The following is a 15587-nucleotide window of genomic DNA, read 5'->3' on the forward strand; positions in this document are numbered from 1 at the left end:
TTCAGCCGCGGGATCGTGTTCGATCACCGCTCATCCCAGCGATTCGAGCCAGGCGTGATGCAGCGCCGCATACCGGCCCTCGCCGCGGCGGATCAGTTCCCCGGGCGGGCCGTCCTCCACGACCCGACCGCGCTCGAGCACCAGCACCCGGTCGGCGATCTCCACCGTGGACAGCCGGTGCGCGATCACCAGCGCGGTGCGGTCGGCCAGCACCGTCCGCAACGCCCGCTGCACCATCCGCTCACTCGGGATGTCCAGCGCCGACGTCGCCTCATCGAGGATCAGCACCGCGGGATCGGCCAAAAACGCCCGCGCGAACGCGATCAGTTGACGCTGCCCCGCCGACAGTCGGCTGCCGCGTTTGGCGACGTCGGTGTGGTAGCCGTCGGGCAGCGCCGCGATGAACCGGTCCGCGCCGACCGCCTCGGCGGCCGCGGCGATCTCGGCATCGGTGGCCTCCGGCCGGCCGAACCGGATGTTGTCGGCGACGGTCCCGTCGAACATGAAGTTCTCCTGGGTCACCATCACCACATGCCGGCGCAACTCGCTCTGCGCGATGTCACGCAGGTCGATGCCGTCGAGGGTCACCGACCCCGCGGTCGGGTCGTAGAACCGGGCGATCAGCGTGGCGATGGTGGTCTTGCCCGCCCCGGTGGTGCCGACCAGGGCGACGGTCTGCCCGGCCGGCACCGTCAGGGTCAGCTCCGGGATCACCGGCCGGCCCGGCACATAGGCGAACTGCACGCCGTGGAACGCGATCTCGCCGCGCACCGGACGGGCCGGCGACACCGGATGCTGCGGATCCTTGATCGCCGGCTCCTCGGCGAGCACCCCGGCCAGTTTCTCCAGCGCTGACGCCGCGGACTGAAAGGTGTTGAAGAACTGCGAGATCTCCTGCATCGGCTCGAAGAACATCCGCAGATACAGCAGGAACGCCGTCAGCGTGCCGATCGTCATCTGATCGTTGAGCACCAGGTAGCCGCCGTAGAGCAGCACCACACCGGTGGTGATGTTGCCGACCAGCCGGACCCCCGGCATGAAGATCGCCAGCAGCCGCAGGGTCTTCTCGTTGATCTCGCGGTAGTCGTCGGCGACCTGCTCGAAGATCTCCTGATTGCGCGGTTCCCGCCGGTAGGCTTGAACCGCCTTGATCCCGGTCATGGTCTCGACGAACTGCACGATCACCAGCGCGGCGCTCTCCCGCACCTTGCGGTAGGTCTTCGCCGATTCCTCCCGGAACCACCACACCAGCGCGATCAGCACCGGGAACGCGCCCAGACACATCAGGCCCAGCCGCACATCGAGGGTGACGAGCAGGATCGCGGTGCCGCCCAACGTGAGCACGGCGGTGATGAGGCTGTCGAAACCGGTCTCCAGCATGTCCTGGATGGCCTCGACGTCGTTGGTGGAGCGGCTCACCACCCGCCCGGAGGTGTAGCGCTCGTGGAAGGCGACGTCCAGCCGTTGGAAATGCCGGAACAACCGGCGGCGCAACTCCAGCAGCACCTCCTGACCGATCCGGCCGGACCGGCGCAGGAAGTACATCCTGCTGGCGGCCTGCACGGTGACGACACCGATCAGCGCGGCGACGATGAGCAGCAGTTCACGGCTGGATCCGCCCGCCACGATCGGCGGGATGCAGTGGTCGATGCCGCGTTGCACCAGCAGCGGAACACTCAGCCGGGCAAGGTTTTCCACCACCACGACGACCGCCAGCAGCACCAGTGCGGCGGGGTAGGGCCGCAGCAGCGAGCCGAGCAGCGCGCGGGCCTCGCGCCGGCGGGGCACCGACTCGTCGATCGGCAGCTCGTCGTCGGGGGTCTCGTCGAGCCGGCCGCGCCAGTCCGCAGGGCTGCGGCGATCCGTGACCGTCATCGGGACTCCCGCTCCAACCGGCGGCGCTCCGGCGGCACCGTCTCGGTGTCGGTGGCCGCCTGCTCCTGCTGCAGGTGGCTGAGCCGGTCGCGCTGCTGTTCGAACTCCCATTCCGGCGTCGGCTCGGCGCCGTCGTCGAGGTCCGGGTCGGCGGCCAGGAGATAGCGGTACTGCGGCACATCGGCCAACAGCTCGGCGTGGGTGCCGACGTGGGTGATGGTGGCACCGTCGGGCCCGACCCGCTCCAGCAGCGCCACCCGGTCGGCCAGCAGCACCGTCGAGGCCCGGTTGGCGACCACGATCCCGGTGACATCGCGCAGCACCCGCCGCAACGCCTCGGTGACGACCGCCTCGGTGTGCACGTCCAGCGCGCTGAGCGTGTCGTCGAGCACCAGGATCGTCGGCGCGGCCAGCACCGCCCGCGCCAGCGACAACCGTTGCCGCTGGCCGCCGGACAGGCTCATGCCCTGCTCCCCGATGCGGGTGTGCAACCCGTACGGCAGGTCGTGGACGAACTCGGCGGCGGCGATCTCGATCGCCTCGGCGAGTTCGGCGTCACTGGCCGGATTGGCCGGCGGACGGCCGAGTCTGAGGTTCTCCTCCACCGACACCGAGAACAGCGTCGGATCCTCGAACGCGGTGGCCACCGTGCGGCGCAGCGCATCCAGCGACAGCTCCCGGATGTCGATGCCGTCGATGCGGATCTGCCCCTCGGTGACGTCGTAGAGCCGGGACAACAGCGACACCAGCACCGACTTGCCCGACCCGGTCGGCCCGACCAGCGCCAGCGTCTCCCCCGGTTCGACGGTGACCGTGACATGCCGCAGGACCCAGGTGTCCTGGCCGCCGGACGCGCCCACACCGCCGCTATCCGGGAACTTGAAGCCGACATCCCGCAACTCGAGCCGGCCCCGCCGCGGCGGTGTGGTGATCGGGCCGTCGGTGATCTCGATGGGCGCATCGAAGATCTCGGCGATGCGGTTGGCCGCGGTCATCGACTCCTGGGTCATCGACAGCAGAAAGCCCAGCGAGGCGATCGGCCACACCAGCGACAGCATCATCGTGATGAACGCGACCAGGGTGCCCATCGTCACCAGACCGGTGCCGGCCGCGTAGGCGCCGAAACCCAGCACCACGATCAGCGTCAGGTTCGGGATGATCTCCAGCAGCGTCCAGAACCGCGCGGACACCTCCACCCGGCCCACCTGGGTCCGGAACAACCTGGTGGCCTGCTCGTCGAACCGGTCGTAGCTGTAGCGCTCCCGGCCGAACGACTTGACCACCCGCACCCCGAGCGCGGCCTCCTCGACATGTGTTGCCACATGGCCGGTCTCGTCCTGCGCCTGCCGCGACAACCGGGTGTAGAGCCGCTGAAAGTGCAGCACGGTCATGGTGATCGGCACGATCGACAGCAGCGCCACCACCCCGAGCGGCCAGTACATCGCCAGCAGAATCGAGGTGACCACGGCGATCTGCAGACCGTTGAGCACCAGGAACACCAGGCCGAACGACAGCAGGCGGCGGATGGTGGACAGGTCGTTCATCACCCGCGACACCAGCTGACCGGACTGCCACCGGCCGTGGAAGGACATCGGCAGGATCTGCAGCCGGGCGTAGAGGTCCTTGCGGATGTCGGCCTCCACCCCCATCGTGGCCCGCGCCACCAACCAGCGGCGGATGAACATCAACACCGCCTCGGAGATGCCGACCGCCATCGCGGCGCTGCCCAGGATCCACAGCCCCTGCTGATCCTGCTGGCGCACCGGACCGTCGATGACGGCCTTCGTCATCAGCGGAATCGCCACGGTGGCGCTCAGACTCACGACCGCGACGGTGATCATCGCGGTCCACCGCGCCCGGTAGGGCATCAGATACGGCAGCAGCCGCCACAGATCCGCGCCCACCCACGACCGCTCCGGCGGGGGCGCGATCTTCGCGGCCTCGTGCAGACGACCGGTCACCACCGACGTATGCCCTCGCCGCCCCGACCGCAACCCGTCGTGCCGCCGGTCATGCCGCCGCCTGCCCGGCGCCGAACTGGGTCTCGTACAACTCGGCGTAGCGGCCCCGGCGGGCCAGCAACTGATCGTGGGTGCCGCGTTCGACGATGCGGCCGTCCTCGACCACCAGGATCAGATCGGCGGCCCGCACCGTCGACAGCCGGTGCGCGATCACGATCGAGGTGCGGCCGGCCAACGCCTCGGCCAGCGCCTGCTGCACCGCCGCCTCGGACTCCGAGTCCAGCGAGGCGGTCGCCTCGTCGAGCACCACCACCCGGGCCCGGCCGAGCAGCAGCCGGGCGATGGTCAGCCGCTGCCGCTGCCCGCCGGACAACCGGTAACCGCGCTCCCCGACGACGGTGTCCAGCCCGTCGGGCATCTCGGCGACCAGATCGGCCAGCCGAGCCCGGCGCAGCGCCTCCCAGAGCTGTTCCTCGGTGGCGGTCGGATCGGCCAACAACAGATTCGACCGGATCGACTCGTGGAACAGGTGCCCGTCCTGCGTCACCATGCCGACCGTGTCCCGCAGCGACGCGAACGTCAGGTCGCGCACATCGACACCACCGAGCCGCACCGCACCGGTGTCGACGTCGTACAGCCGCGCCACCAGTGAGGCGATCGTCGACTTCCCGGCACCCGACGAGCCGACCAGCGCCACCAGCTGACCGGGCTGCGCGGTGAACGAAATACCGTGCAGCACCGGCTCCCCGCCGCGGTCGTCCAACACGGCGACCTCCTCCAGCGAGGCCAGCGACACCTTGTCCGCCGACGGGTAGGCGAACCGCACATCGTCGAACTCCACCGACACCGGGCCGTCGGGCACCACGGTGGCGCCCGGACGCTGCCGGATCAGCGGCTCAAGGTCGAGCACCTCGAACACCCGCTCGAAACTGACCAGCGCACTGATGATCTCGACCCGGGCGTTGGCCAGGGCCGTCAACGGCGCGTACAGCCGGGTCAGCAACAACGCCAGCGACACGATCGCGCCGGCCTGCAACTGCCCGCCGATGGCCAGCACCCCGCCCAGCCCGTACACCAGCGCCAACGCCAGCGCCGACATCAGCGTCAACGAGTTCATGAACGTCGACTGCAGCATCGCGCGGCGCACCCCGATCTCCCGCACCCGGTCGGCGTGACGGGCGAACTCGGCCGACTCGGTCGCCGGATCGCCGAACAGCTTGACCAGGGTGGCGCCCGGGGCCGAGAACCGCTCGGTCATCTGGGTGTTCATCGTCGCGTTGTACAGCGCCGCCGCCCGCGACAGATCCGCCATCCGGGCGCCGATGCGCCGCGCCGGGACGATGAACAACGGCACCAGCAACAGCGACACCACCGTGATCTGCCAGGAGATGCCGACCATCACCGCCAGCGTCAACGACAACGTGACGACGTTGGACACCACCCCGGACAGCGTGTCGGAGAACGCCCGCTGCGCGCCCATCACGTCATGGCCCAGCCGGCTGACCAGCGCGCCGGTGCGGGTACGGGTGAAGAACGCCACCGGCATCCGCTGCACGTGGTCGAACACCGCGGTGCGCAGGTCCAGGATCAGACCCTCGCCGATGTTGGCCGACAGCCACCGGTTCACCAGCGACACGGCCGCCTCCGCCACGGCGACCAGTGCGATGACCCCGGCCAGTGTGATGACGGTCACAGCCGGACCGCCGCCGACGATCACGTCGACCACCTTGCCGGCCAGCACCGGGGTGGCCACACCGAGCAGCGCGATGATCACGCTGAGCCCGACGAACAGCGCCAGCCTGCGGTGATGCCGCGCCGAGAACCGCCAGATGCGCCGCAGCAGCGCCCGATCGGCCAGGGACCGCAGATCCCCGTCGGGCGCCTGGGTCTGCCGGTAGAGCGTGCGTCGCGCGGCCGCCTCGATATTCATGAGGTTCACCGTAGAACCTCAACCAAACATGAGGTCAACGATCCTTGCCGCGATCCCGGCGCCACATCAGGCAAGATTGCTGTCATGGACAGTGGAAATTCGCCCCGGGTCCTCGTGGTCGACGACGACCCCGACGTGCTCGCTTCGTTGGAGCGCGGGCTGAGACTGTCCGGGTTCGAGGTGTCCACCGCGGTCGACGGCGCCGAAGCGCTGCGCAGCGCCACCGAGACCCGCCCGGACGCGATCGTGCTCGACATCAACATGCCGGTGCTCGACGGCGTCAGCGTGGTCACCGCGTTGCGGGCGATGGACAACGACGTGCCGGTCTGCGTGCTGTCGGCGCGCAGCTCGGTGGACGACCGGGTCGCCGGGCTGGAGGCCGGCGCCGACGACTACCTGGTCAAACCGTTCGTGCTCGCCGAGCTGGTGGCCCGCGTCAAGGCGCTGCTGCGCCGCCGCGGATCGTCGGCGACCTCATCCTCGGAGACCATCGTGGTCGGCCCGCTGGAGGTGGACATCCCCGGCCGGCGGGCCCGGGTCAACGGCCAGGACGTCGACCTGACCAAACGCGAGTTCGACCTGCTCGCGGTGCTGGCCGAGCACAAGACGGCGGTGCTGTCGCGGGCCCAGCTGCTGGAGCTGGTGTGGGGTTACGACTTCGCCGCCGACACCAACGTCGTCGACGTGTTCATCGGCTACCTGCGCCGCAAGCTGGAGGCGACCGGCGCGCCGCGGCTGCTGCACACCGTGCGCGGCGTCGGCTTCGTCCTGCGGACCCAGTAGCGGGCTCAGATGAACCTCGTCACCAGGCTGTTCCGCCGCACCCCGTCACTGCGGACCCGCGTCGCGTTCGCCACGGCGATCGCGGCGGCCATCGTCGTCGGCATCGTCGGCGTGGTGGTGTGGGTGGGCATCACCAACGACCGCAAGGAACGGCTGGACCGCCGGCTCGACGAGGCCGCCGGGTTCGCGCTGCCGTTCGTGCCGCGCGGTCTGGAGCAGATCCCGCCGTCGCCCAACGACCAGGACGTGGTGATCACCGTCCGGCGCGGCGACGAGGTCCGGTCGAACTCCGAGGTGGTGCTGCCCGAGCTCGACGCCGACTACGCCGACACCTACATCGACGGCGTGCGCTACCGGGTGCGCACCGTGCAGACGCCGTATCCGATCCGTACCACGCTGGCCGTCGGCGCGACCTACGACGACACCATCGCCGATACCGCCAACCTGCACCGCCGGGTGATCCTGATCTGCACCCTGGCGATCGGCGCCGCCACCATCGCCGGATGGCTGCTGGCCGCGTTCGCGGTGCGGCCGTTCAAACAGCTGGCCGCCCAGGCCCGCTCCATCGACGCCGGCGACGAGGTGCCCGACGTGGAGATCCGCGGCGCCACCGAGGCCGTCGAGATCGCCGACGCCGTCAAGGGCATGCTGCAGCGCATCTGGAAGGAACAGGACCGCACCAAGGCGGCGCTGGCGTCGGCGCGCGATTTCGCGTCGGCCGCCGCCCATGAACTGCGGACCCCGCTGACCGCGATGCGCACCAACCTCGAGGTGCTGTCCACCCTGGACATGCCCGAGGAGCAGCGCAAGGAGGTGCTCGCCGACGTCATCCGCACCCAGTCGCGGATCGAGGCGACGCTCAGCGCGCTGGAACGGCTGGCCCAGGGTGAGCTGTCGACCTCCGACGACCATGTGCCGGTCGACATCACCGAGCTGCTGGACCGGGCCGCGCACGAGGCGATGCGCATCTACCCCGACCTCGAGGTGTCGCTGGTGCCGGCGCCGACGGTGATCATCGTGGGCCTGCCGGCCGGACTGCGGCTGGCGGTGGACAACGCGATCGCCAACGCCGTCAAACACGGCGGGGCCACCCGGGTGCAGTTGTCGGCGGTCAGTTCCCGCGAAGGGGTGGAGATCGCGATCGACGACAACGGCACCGGTGTGCCCGAGGAGGAACGCGAGCGGGTGTTCGACCGGTTCACCCGCGGATCGACCGCGTCGCACTCCGGGTCCGGGCTCGGGCTGGCGCTGGTCGCCCAGCAGGCCGAGATCCACGGCGGCACCGCGTCGCTGGAGGCCAGTCCGCTGGGCGGGGCGCGCCTGGTGCTCCGCCTGCCCGGCCCGCGCTGACACCCGCGCTCACGTTCGAGCAGCGGGTCAGCGGGTGGCGAGCAGGTCGATGACGAAGATCAGCGTCTTACCGGACAGGCGATGCCCACCCCCGGCGGGGCCGTAGGCCAGCTCCGGCGGGATGGTCAGCTTGCGCCGGCCGCCCACCCGCATGCCGGGGATGCCCTCCTGCCAGCCGGCGATCAGCCCGCGCAGCGGAAACGCGATCGATTCGCCCCGGTTCCACGAGCTGTCGAACTCCTCGCCGGTGTCGTACTCGACGCCGACATAGTGCACCTCGACGGTGCCGCCGGCCACGGCTTCCGGGCCGTCCCCCACGATCAGGTCCTCGATCACCAGCTCGGTGGGTGCGGGCCCGTCGGGAAAGTCGATCTCGGGCTTCTGGGCTGAATTCCGGGTCACCGCGACCACAGTACTCACCGACGGTCGGGCACACTGGATCGGTGGCCAACAACCGAGACTTCCGCGCCCGGGGTCGACTCCGCTGACGTCCACACATGACGCCGTCATCGTCGGCGGCGGGCACAACGGGCTGGTCGCGGCGGCCTACCTGGCCCGGGCGGGGCGCCGCGTGCTGGTGCTCGAACGGCTCGACCATGTGGGCGGCGCGGCGGTGTCGGCGCACGCCTTCGACGGTGTCGACGCGCGGTTGTCGCGGTACTCGTATCTGGTCAGCCTGCTGCCGCGGCGCATCGTCGACGATCTCGGCGCCCGGGTGCGGCTGGCTCGGCGCCGCTACTCGTCCTACACCCCCGACCCGGAGACCGGCGGGCGGACCGGCCTGCTGATCGGGCCGGAGACCACCTTCGCCGCGGTCGGCGCCGCCGACGACGAGGCCCGGTTCGCCGACTTCCACCGACGGTCCCGGATGCTCACCGAACGACTGTGGCCGACCATGCTGCAGCCCCTGCGCCGCCGCGGCGACCTGCGCCGGCAGATCACCGCCGGCGCCCCGGACCTCGACGCCGTCTGGCGGGCGATGGTCGACGAACCGATCGGCGCCGCGATCACCGCGGCGGTGCGCAGCGACCTCGTCCGCGGGGTGATCGCCACCGACGCACTGATCGGGACGTTCGCCCGCCTCGACGATCCCTCGCTGATCCAGAACCGGTGCTTCCTGTACCACCTGATCGGCGGCGACTGGGCGGTTCCGGTCGGCGGGATGGGCGCGGTCAGCGGGGCGCTGGCGGCGGCCGCCGCCGGATTCGGAGCCGAGATCCTCACCGGTGCGCAGGTGTCCGCGATCACCCCGGACGGGGAGGTCCGCTACCACCGCGACGGCGCCGACCGGTGGGCCCACGGTGAGGTGGTGCTGGCCAACGTGGCACCGGCGGAGCTGGCGCGGTTGACCGGGTCGGCGCCGCCGGAGGTGACGCCGGGCGCGCAGGTGAAGGTCAACCTGATGCTGCGGCGGCTACCCCGGCTGCGCGACGAGACCGTCACCGCCGAGCAGGCGTTCGGCGGCACCTTCCACGTCAACGAAGGTTTCGGCCGACTCCAGGCGGCCTACGACGAAGCCGCCGCCGGACAGGTGCCCGCGCCGCTACCGTGCGAGGTCTACGCGCACTCCCTGACCGACCCGTCCATCCTCGGCGACGGCCTGCGCGCCGCCGGAGCGCACACGATGACGGTGTTCGGGCTGCACACCCCGCACCGGCTGGCCGCCGCGGACCCGGACCGGGTGCGCGACCGGCTCACCTCGGCGGTGTTGACATCGTTGAACTCCGTTCTCGCCGAACCCATCCAGGACGTGATCGCCGAGGATGCGGCCGGCCGGCTGTGCATCGAGACGAAAACCACCGCCGACCTCGAACATTCGTTGCACATGACGGCCGGCAACATCTTCCACGGCGCGTTGCGGTGGCCGTTCGCCGAGGACGACGATCCGCTGGACACCCCGGCGCAGCGCTGGGGCGTGGCGACCGGGCATGACCGAATCCTGTTGTGCGGCTCCGGGTCCCGCCGGGGCGGCGGGGTGTCGGGAATCGGCGGGCACAACGCCGCGATGGCGGTGCTCCAGCGTTAGACGGTCGGCGCCGTACCGGTCACCAACGGCGCCAGCCGGTCGGCGGACCGCTGCGCCCGCGCCGAGGTCGAGTAGACGCCCAAACCCACGATCACCATGCTCAACGCTGCGCACACCAACCACAGCGGCCGCGCCGCGGCCGCGAAATCCGCCCCGGTTCCGGCCAGCGCCGGCCCGGCCAGGGTGCCGCACAACGCCACCCCGAGGGCCACCCCGACCTGCCGACTGGTGGACGCCACCGCCGACGCCGCCCCGGCCTGATGCAGCGGCATCCCGCTGACCGCCGCCGTGGTGATCGGCGCGTTGACCATCGAGAAGCCGATCCCGAACACCGCGAACACCACCAACACCAGCCACACCGGTGTGCGGTCGGTCAGCCCGAACAGTCCCACCGTGCCGATCGTCATCGTGGCGCCGGCGATCAGCAGCGACGGCCGGTTGCCGAATCGGCCCACCAACCGGCCCGACAACGGCGAGAAGATCACCCCGCCGATCGCGATGGGCAGGAAGATCATCCCGGTGTGCAGCGCCGAGAACCCCCGGCCCTCCTGCAGATACAGCGACATCATGAACAGGAAGGCGCCGTAGGCGGAGAACGCGCACACCGCGACCACGGTCGCGGACGTGAACGGGATGCTGCGGAAGAACCGCAGATCGATGAATGGTTCGGGATCCCGCGCCTCGAACCACAGGAACGCCGCGAACGCCACCACCGCGCCGACCGCCACCGCCACGATGCGCGGATCGTCCCAACCCAGCGACGGCCCCTCGACGAGGACGAACACCGCACCGAACAGAAACGCCGCCCCGAGCAGCTGGCCGATCAGGTCGAGCCGGCGGCGCACGGTGGCGCGGTACTCCGGCACGAAGATCGCCGTCAGCGCGATCGCCAGGGCGCACACCGGCAGGTTGATCCAGAACACCGCCCGCCAGTCCACCAGGTCGATCAGCAGGCCGCCGAGCATCGGGCCGAGTGCCATCGAGATGCCGACCACTCCGCCCCACACCCCGATCGCGCGGGCCCGTTCCACCCGGCCGGTGAACACCTGGGTGATGATCGACATCGCCACCGGGTTGAGCATCGACCCGCCGACGGCCTGCAGGAAGCGGGCGGCGATCAACGTCTCGGTGTTGGGAGCCAGGCTGCACAACAGCGACGCCAGCGCGAACACCGACAGCCCCACCTGGAAGGTGCGCCGACGGCCGAACCGGTCGGCCGCCGCGCCGGCCAACAGCAGCAGCGCGGCCAACACCACGGTGTAGATGTCGATGACCCATTGCAGCTGCGACGGGGTCGCGCCCAGGTCGGCCCGGATGGCCGGCAACGCCACGTTGACGATCGTGGCGTCCAGCGACACGATCAGCAGGCTCAGGCAACAGGTCATCAGGATGATGACCTTGCGCCGCGTGCCGAGCACCGCGCCGCGCGGATTACCGCTCGGACAGCGGGGTGTAGTCGCGCTCGCCGTAGCCGGTGTAGATCTGCCGGGGCCGGCCGATCTTGTTGTTGCCCTCGTTGTGCATCTCCCGCCAGTGCGCGATCCAGCCCGGGAGCCGGCCGAGCGCGAACAGCACGGTGAACATCCGGGTCGGGAAGCCCATCGCCCGGTAGATCAGGCCGGTGTAGAAGTCGACGTTCGGGTACAGCTTGCGCTCGATGAAGAACTCGTCGGTGAGCGCGGTCTCCTCCAGCTCCTTGGCGATGTTGAGCAGTTCGTCGTCACCGCCGAGTTTGCCGAGGATCTTGTCGGCCTGCTCCTTGACGATGCGGGCCCGCGGGTCGTAGTTCTTGTAGACCCGGTGGCCGAAGCCCATCAGCCTGACGTTGTCCTCGCGGTTCTTCACCCTGCGGACGAAGTCACGCACATCGCCGCCCTCGACGCGGATCTTCTCCAGCATCTCCAGCACCGCCTGGTTGGCGCCGCCGTGCAGCGGCCCCCACAGCGCGTTGATCCCGCCGGAGATCGACGTGAACAGGTTGGCCTGCGACGAGCCGACCAGCCGCACGGTCGACGTCGAGCAGTTCTGCTCGTGGTCGGCGTGCAGGATCAGCAGCATGTCGAGCGCCCGGACCACCTCCGGGTCGACCTGATAGGGCTCGGCCGGGAAGCCGAACGTCATCCGCAGGAAGTTCTCCACCAACGTCAGCGAGTTGTCCGGGTACAAGAACGGCTGCCCCTCGGACTTCTTGTAGGCGTACGCCGCGATCGTCGGCAGCTTCGCCAACAGCCGGATGGTCGACAACTCGACCTGACGGGTGTCGTTCGGGTCCAGCGAATCCGGGTAGTAGGCGCTCAGCGCGTTGACCGCGCTGGACAGCACCGGCATCGGATGCGCCTCACGCGGGAAGCCGTCGAAGAACCGCTTCAGGTCCTCGTGCAGCAGGGTGTGCCGCTGGATCCGGGTGGTGAACTCGGCGAGCTGATCGGTGTTGGGCAGCTCACCGTAGATCAGCAGGAAGCACACCTCGATGAAGGTCGACTTCTCGGCGAGCTGCTCGATCGGGTATCCGCGGTACCGCAGGATGCCCGCCTCACCGTCGATGTAGGTGATCGAACTCTTCGTCGACGCGGTGTTCACGAAACCGCTGTCGAACGTGGTGTAGCCGGTCTCGGCCAGCATCGACCCCAACGCGATGCCGTCGGCCCCTTCGGTGGCGCGGACGATCTCCAGATCAATCTGACCACCGGGATAGATGAGGGTGGCGTGCTTATCACCACTGCTCGCGTTTTCGGCCACGGGTTTCCCTTCATCGACGTTGGGAGAGTGACAGGAGTGTGCCCTACAAAAGGTAGTCGCAATCGAAAGGTGACGCCCGTCCGGGGCTGGTTACGGGCGTCTCCGCAACCCCTGATGGGGTACACCGTCCGGACTTCACCGGATCGGGTCTGCCGCGACACCGTCGGCTACACCGGCCGGCCGATCGCCGACGCCTGCGCGACGAACTGCCGGTAGGTGTGCTCCATCCGCTCGATCAGGTTGTCCACGGTGACGGTGTCCCAGTCGGTGTGCGGCCCGAGATCCTGCTGCGACGCCCACATGATCGCGTCCCACACCGACGACACCAGCCGCAGCCGCGAGTCCTCGAGGTCGACGGCCATCCGCTCGGCCAGCGCGACGTTGACCGCGTGGGGGCGGAACTCGCCGACGGCCTGCCGCAGCGTCGGCGAGCACATGATGATGCGGGTCATCGCCACCACCCGGTCGCTGGTGAGGTCGTCGGGCCCGGCGTCCTTGGTGCGCGCGTAGAACAGCCGGTAGGCGCAGAACAGCGCGTCGTAGTGGTTCATGTCGGCCGGCTGTTCCCGCAGCGCGCGGGCGCCCTGATCGAGGTTCTCGTCGAGCAGGGTCACGATCACCGCGTCCTTGGTGGCGAAGTACCGGCTGAACGTCCGGGGCGACACGTCGGCCACCGCGGCGATCTGATCGACCGTGGTGTTCTCGTACCCGTGGCGCAGGAAGAGCTCGACTGCGGCATCGGTGAGCATGGCGCGGGTACGTTGCTTCTTGCGTTCGCGTAGGCCGGGGACACCGCTCACAGCTGCTTCGGCCACGGCGCGATATTAACGGAGATCTTTGCAAACGTCGCCATCCACCGATCGGGATTGCTCCGGGGCGGGGCGGGGGCTACGGCTGCAACCGTCGGACGGTGCCGTCGGCGCCGACCACGATCCGGTTGTGCAGCCGGTTCTCCCGCCCCTGCCAGAACTCCACCGTCTCGGCGGTGATCCGGTACCCGCCCCAGTCCGGCGGCACCGGCACGTCGACGCCGTCGAACCGCTCGGTGACCTCCGCCAGCCGCGCCAGCAGCGCGGCCCGCGACTCGATGGGCCGGGACTGCTGCGAGGCCCAGGCGCCGAGCTGCGACCCGCGCGGCCGTTTCACCCAGTAGTCCCCGGTGACCTCGGGAGACACCTTGGTCACCGGCCCCCGGATGTGCACCTGACGGCCCAGCGCGTACCACGGGAAGGTCACCGAGGCGCGCGGGGTGGCGGCCAGATCGGCGGCCTTGGCGGACCCGTAATTGGTGAAGAACGTCAACCCGTCGGTGTCGATGTTCTTGCACAGCACCGACCGGGTGGCCGGCCACCCGCGCGCGTCCACGGTGCCGAGCACCATCGCGTTCGGTTCGGCCACCCCCGCCCGCTCGGCGTCGGCCAGCCACCGTCGGAGCAAAGTCACCCACCCGGTTGCCGGGTCGGGGCCCAACCAGTCCACGTCGAGGTCTGCGCTACCGTCTTTTTCCACCGATCCGTACTCCGCCCGCATCATGGCCAAGTGCTCGTTGTCCGGTTCGCTGTGCTCCTGCCGGGCCACGCGCCAACGCTACGCCGGGCGGAGGGCCGACCGCTGCATCGAGCGCCGAGTCCGGGTGCGAGAATGCCCACATGACTCGAATGTCCCCTTTGGTCCCCGAGGACTTCGTCCCCGGGCTCGAGGGCGTCGTCGCCTTCACCACCGAGATCGCCGAGCCGGACAAGGACGGCGGCGCGCTTCGTTACCGCGGTGTCGACATCGAGGACCTGGTCGCTCGGCGGGTCACCTTCGCCGACGTGTGGGCACTTCTGGTCGACGGCAGGTTCGGGGAGAGCCTGGCGCCGGCGGAGCCGTTCCCGCTGCCGATCCACAGCGGTGACGTCCGGGTCGACGTGCAGGCCGGGCTGGCGATGCTGGCGCCGATCTGGGGCTATCAGCCGATGCTGGACATCGACGACGAGACCGCCCGCGAGCAATTGGCCCGGGCCTCGGTGATGGCACTGTCCTATGTCGCGCAGTCGGCGCGCGGCATCTATCAGCCGGCGGTGCCGCAGCGGCTGATCGACGAATGCTCGACGGTCACCGAACGCTTCATGACCCGCTGGAAAGGGGAACCCGACCCCCGCCACGTCGAGGCGATCGACGCGTACTGGGTGTCGGCCGCCGAACACGGCATGAACGCCTCCACCTTCACCGCCCGGGTGATCGCCTCCACCGGCGCCGACGTGGCGGCGGCGCTGTCCGGCGCGATCGGCGCGATGAGCGGCCCGCTGCACGGCGGGGCGCCCGCCCGGGTGCTGCCGATGATCGAGGAGGTGGAGAAGACCGGCGATGCGCGCAAGGTCGTCACCGGCATCCTCGACCGCGGCGAGAAGCTGATGGGTTTCGGGCATCGGGTGTACCGGGCCGAGGATCCGCGCGCCCGGGTGCTGCGCGAGACCGCGAAACGGCTGGGCGCGCCGCGCTACGACGTCGCGGCCGCGCTGGAGCAGGCCGCGCTGACCGAGCTGCGGGAACGCCGCCCGGACCGGGCGATCGAGACCAACGTCGAGTTCTGGGCGGCGGTGATCCTCGACTTCGCCGAGGTGCCGCCCCGGATGATGCCGGCGATGTTCACCTGCGGCCGTACCGCCGGATGGTGTGCGCACATCCTGGAACAGAAGCGGCTCGGCAAGCTGGTCCGCCCGTCGGCGGTCTATGTCGGGCCCGGTCCGCGCAGCGTGGAATCGGTCGAAGGCTGGGAGACGATCGCCAGGCCGTGACGGCCGGGCCCTCGGGCGCCCGGTGTGCGCGGCGGGCAGGCGCGGACTCACACCCCGCGCGGCGCAGAGATGCGATCTGGTGTCGGCCCGCGGTGAAAGACTGATGGTGCGCGATGAGATTCGCCCCACGGGCGGGTCTACCT

At 70.0% G+C, this 15587-nt stretch carries 12 protein-coding genes; 4 read left to right on the forward strand and 8 right to left on the reverse strand.

Going from position 1 to position 15587, the window contains the following annotated elements:
* Window positions 1–30 precede the first annotated feature (30 nt).
* The 3 genes from CKW28_RS19165 to CKW28_RS19175 are packed head-to-tail and all read right to left on the reverse strand — an operon-like array spanning window position 31 to window position 5766.
* A complete protein-coding gene (locus CKW28_RS19165) occupies window positions 31–1875 on the reverse strand; it encodes an ABC transporter ATP-binding protein (RefSeq protein ID WP_003925802.1) in 1845 nt (614 codons plus the stop codon).
* Window positions 1872–3839, reverse strand: a complete 1968-nt coding sequence (locus CKW28_RS19170) for an ABC transporter ATP-binding protein (RefSeq protein WP_003925803.1) — start codon at window positions 3837–3839, stop codon at window positions 1872–1874. Before CKW28_RS19170 ends, CKW28_RS19165 begins: the two co-directional genes overlap by 4 nt.
* A gap of 46 nt (window positions 3840–3885) precedes the next feature.
* Window positions 3886–5766, reverse strand: a complete 1881-nt coding sequence (locus CKW28_RS19175; RefSeq protein ID WP_003925804.1) for an ABC transporter ATP-binding protein — start codon at window positions 5764–5766, stop codon at window positions 3886–3888.
* A gap of 84 nt (window positions 5767–5850) precedes the next feature.
* On the opposite strand from CKW28_RS19175, the gene prrA reads away from it, so the two are divergent.
* Both prrA and CKW28_RS19185 read left to right on the forward strand, forming a co-directional pair.
* Window positions 5851–6549, forward strand: a complete 699-nt coding sequence (prrA, locus tag CKW28_RS19180) for a two-component system response regulator PrrA (protein ID WP_040547026.1) — start codon at window positions 5851–5853, stop codon at window positions 6547–6549.
* Between the two features lie 9 nt (window positions 6550–6558).
* Window positions 6559–7899, forward strand: a complete 1341-nt coding sequence (locus tag CKW28_RS19185) for a HAMP domain-containing sensor histidine kinase (protein ID WP_003925806.1) — start codon at window positions 6559–6561, stop codon at window positions 7897–7899.
* 27 nt (window positions 7900–7926) lie between these two features.
* Here the strand turns inward: CKW28_RS19185 and CKW28_RS19190 are convergent, their stop codons facing one another.
* On the reverse strand, window positions 7927–8301 hold the full coding sequence (locus CKW28_RS19190; RefSeq protein ID WP_040547516.1) for an FKBP-type peptidyl-prolyl cis-trans isomerase: 375 nt from the start codon (window positions 8299–8301) through the stop codon (window positions 7927–7929).
* Between the two features lie 82 nt (window positions 8302–8383).
* On the opposite strand from CKW28_RS19190, the gene CKW28_RS19195 reads away from it, so the two are divergent.
* Window positions 8384–9925, forward strand: coding sequence for a phytoene desaturase family protein (locus tag CKW28_RS19195; RefSeq protein ID WP_110844455.1), 1542 nt, complete (start codon window positions 8384–8386; stop codon window positions 9923–9925).
* Here the strand turns inward: CKW28_RS19195 and CKW28_RS19200 are convergent.
* The 4 genes from CKW28_RS19200 to pdxH all read right to left on the reverse strand — a co-directional run bounded on the left by CKW28_RS19200 (window position 9922) and on the right by pdxH (window position 14194).
* Window positions 9922–11310, reverse strand: a complete 1389-nt coding sequence (locus CKW28_RS19200; protein ID WP_050812034.1) for an MFS transporter — start codon at window positions 11308–11310, stop codon at window positions 9922–9924. The genes CKW28_RS19195 and CKW28_RS19200 overlap by 4 nt on opposite strands.
* A 46-nt stretch (window positions 11311–11356) precedes the next feature.
* Complete coding sequence (locus CKW28_RS19205; RefSeq protein ID WP_003925810.1) at window positions 11357–12664, reverse strand: citrate synthase; 1308 nt, start codon at window positions 12662–12664, stop codon at window positions 11357–11359.
* A 167-nt stretch (window positions 12665–12831) separates the two neighbouring features.
* On the reverse strand, window positions 12832–13479 hold the full coding sequence (locus CKW28_RS19210; protein WP_234784958.1) for a TetR/AcrR family transcriptional regulator: 648 nt from the start codon (window positions 13477–13479) through the stop codon (window positions 12832–12834).
* Window positions 13480–13552: 73 nt separating this feature from the next.
* Window positions 13553–14194, reverse strand: a complete 642-nt coding sequence (gene pdxH, locus CKW28_RS19215) for a pyridoxamine 5'-phosphate oxidase (RefSeq protein WP_040547522.1) — start codon at window positions 14192–14194, stop codon at window positions 13553–13555.
* 128 nt (window positions 14195–14322) lie between these two features.
* Between pdxH and CKW28_RS19220 the strand changes: the two genes are divergently transcribed.
* Entirely contained in the window at window positions 14323–15444 is a 1122-nt protein-coding gene (locus CKW28_RS19220) for a citrate synthase 2 (RefSeq protein WP_040547030.1), read from the forward strand.
* Window positions 15445–15587 lie beyond the last annotated feature (143 nt).

Source organism: Mycolicibacterium thermoresistibile (genome assembly GCF_900187065.1).
GTDB lineage: Bacteria > Actinomycetota > Actinomycetes > Mycobacteriales > Mycobacteriaceae > Mycobacterium > Mycobacterium thermoresistibile.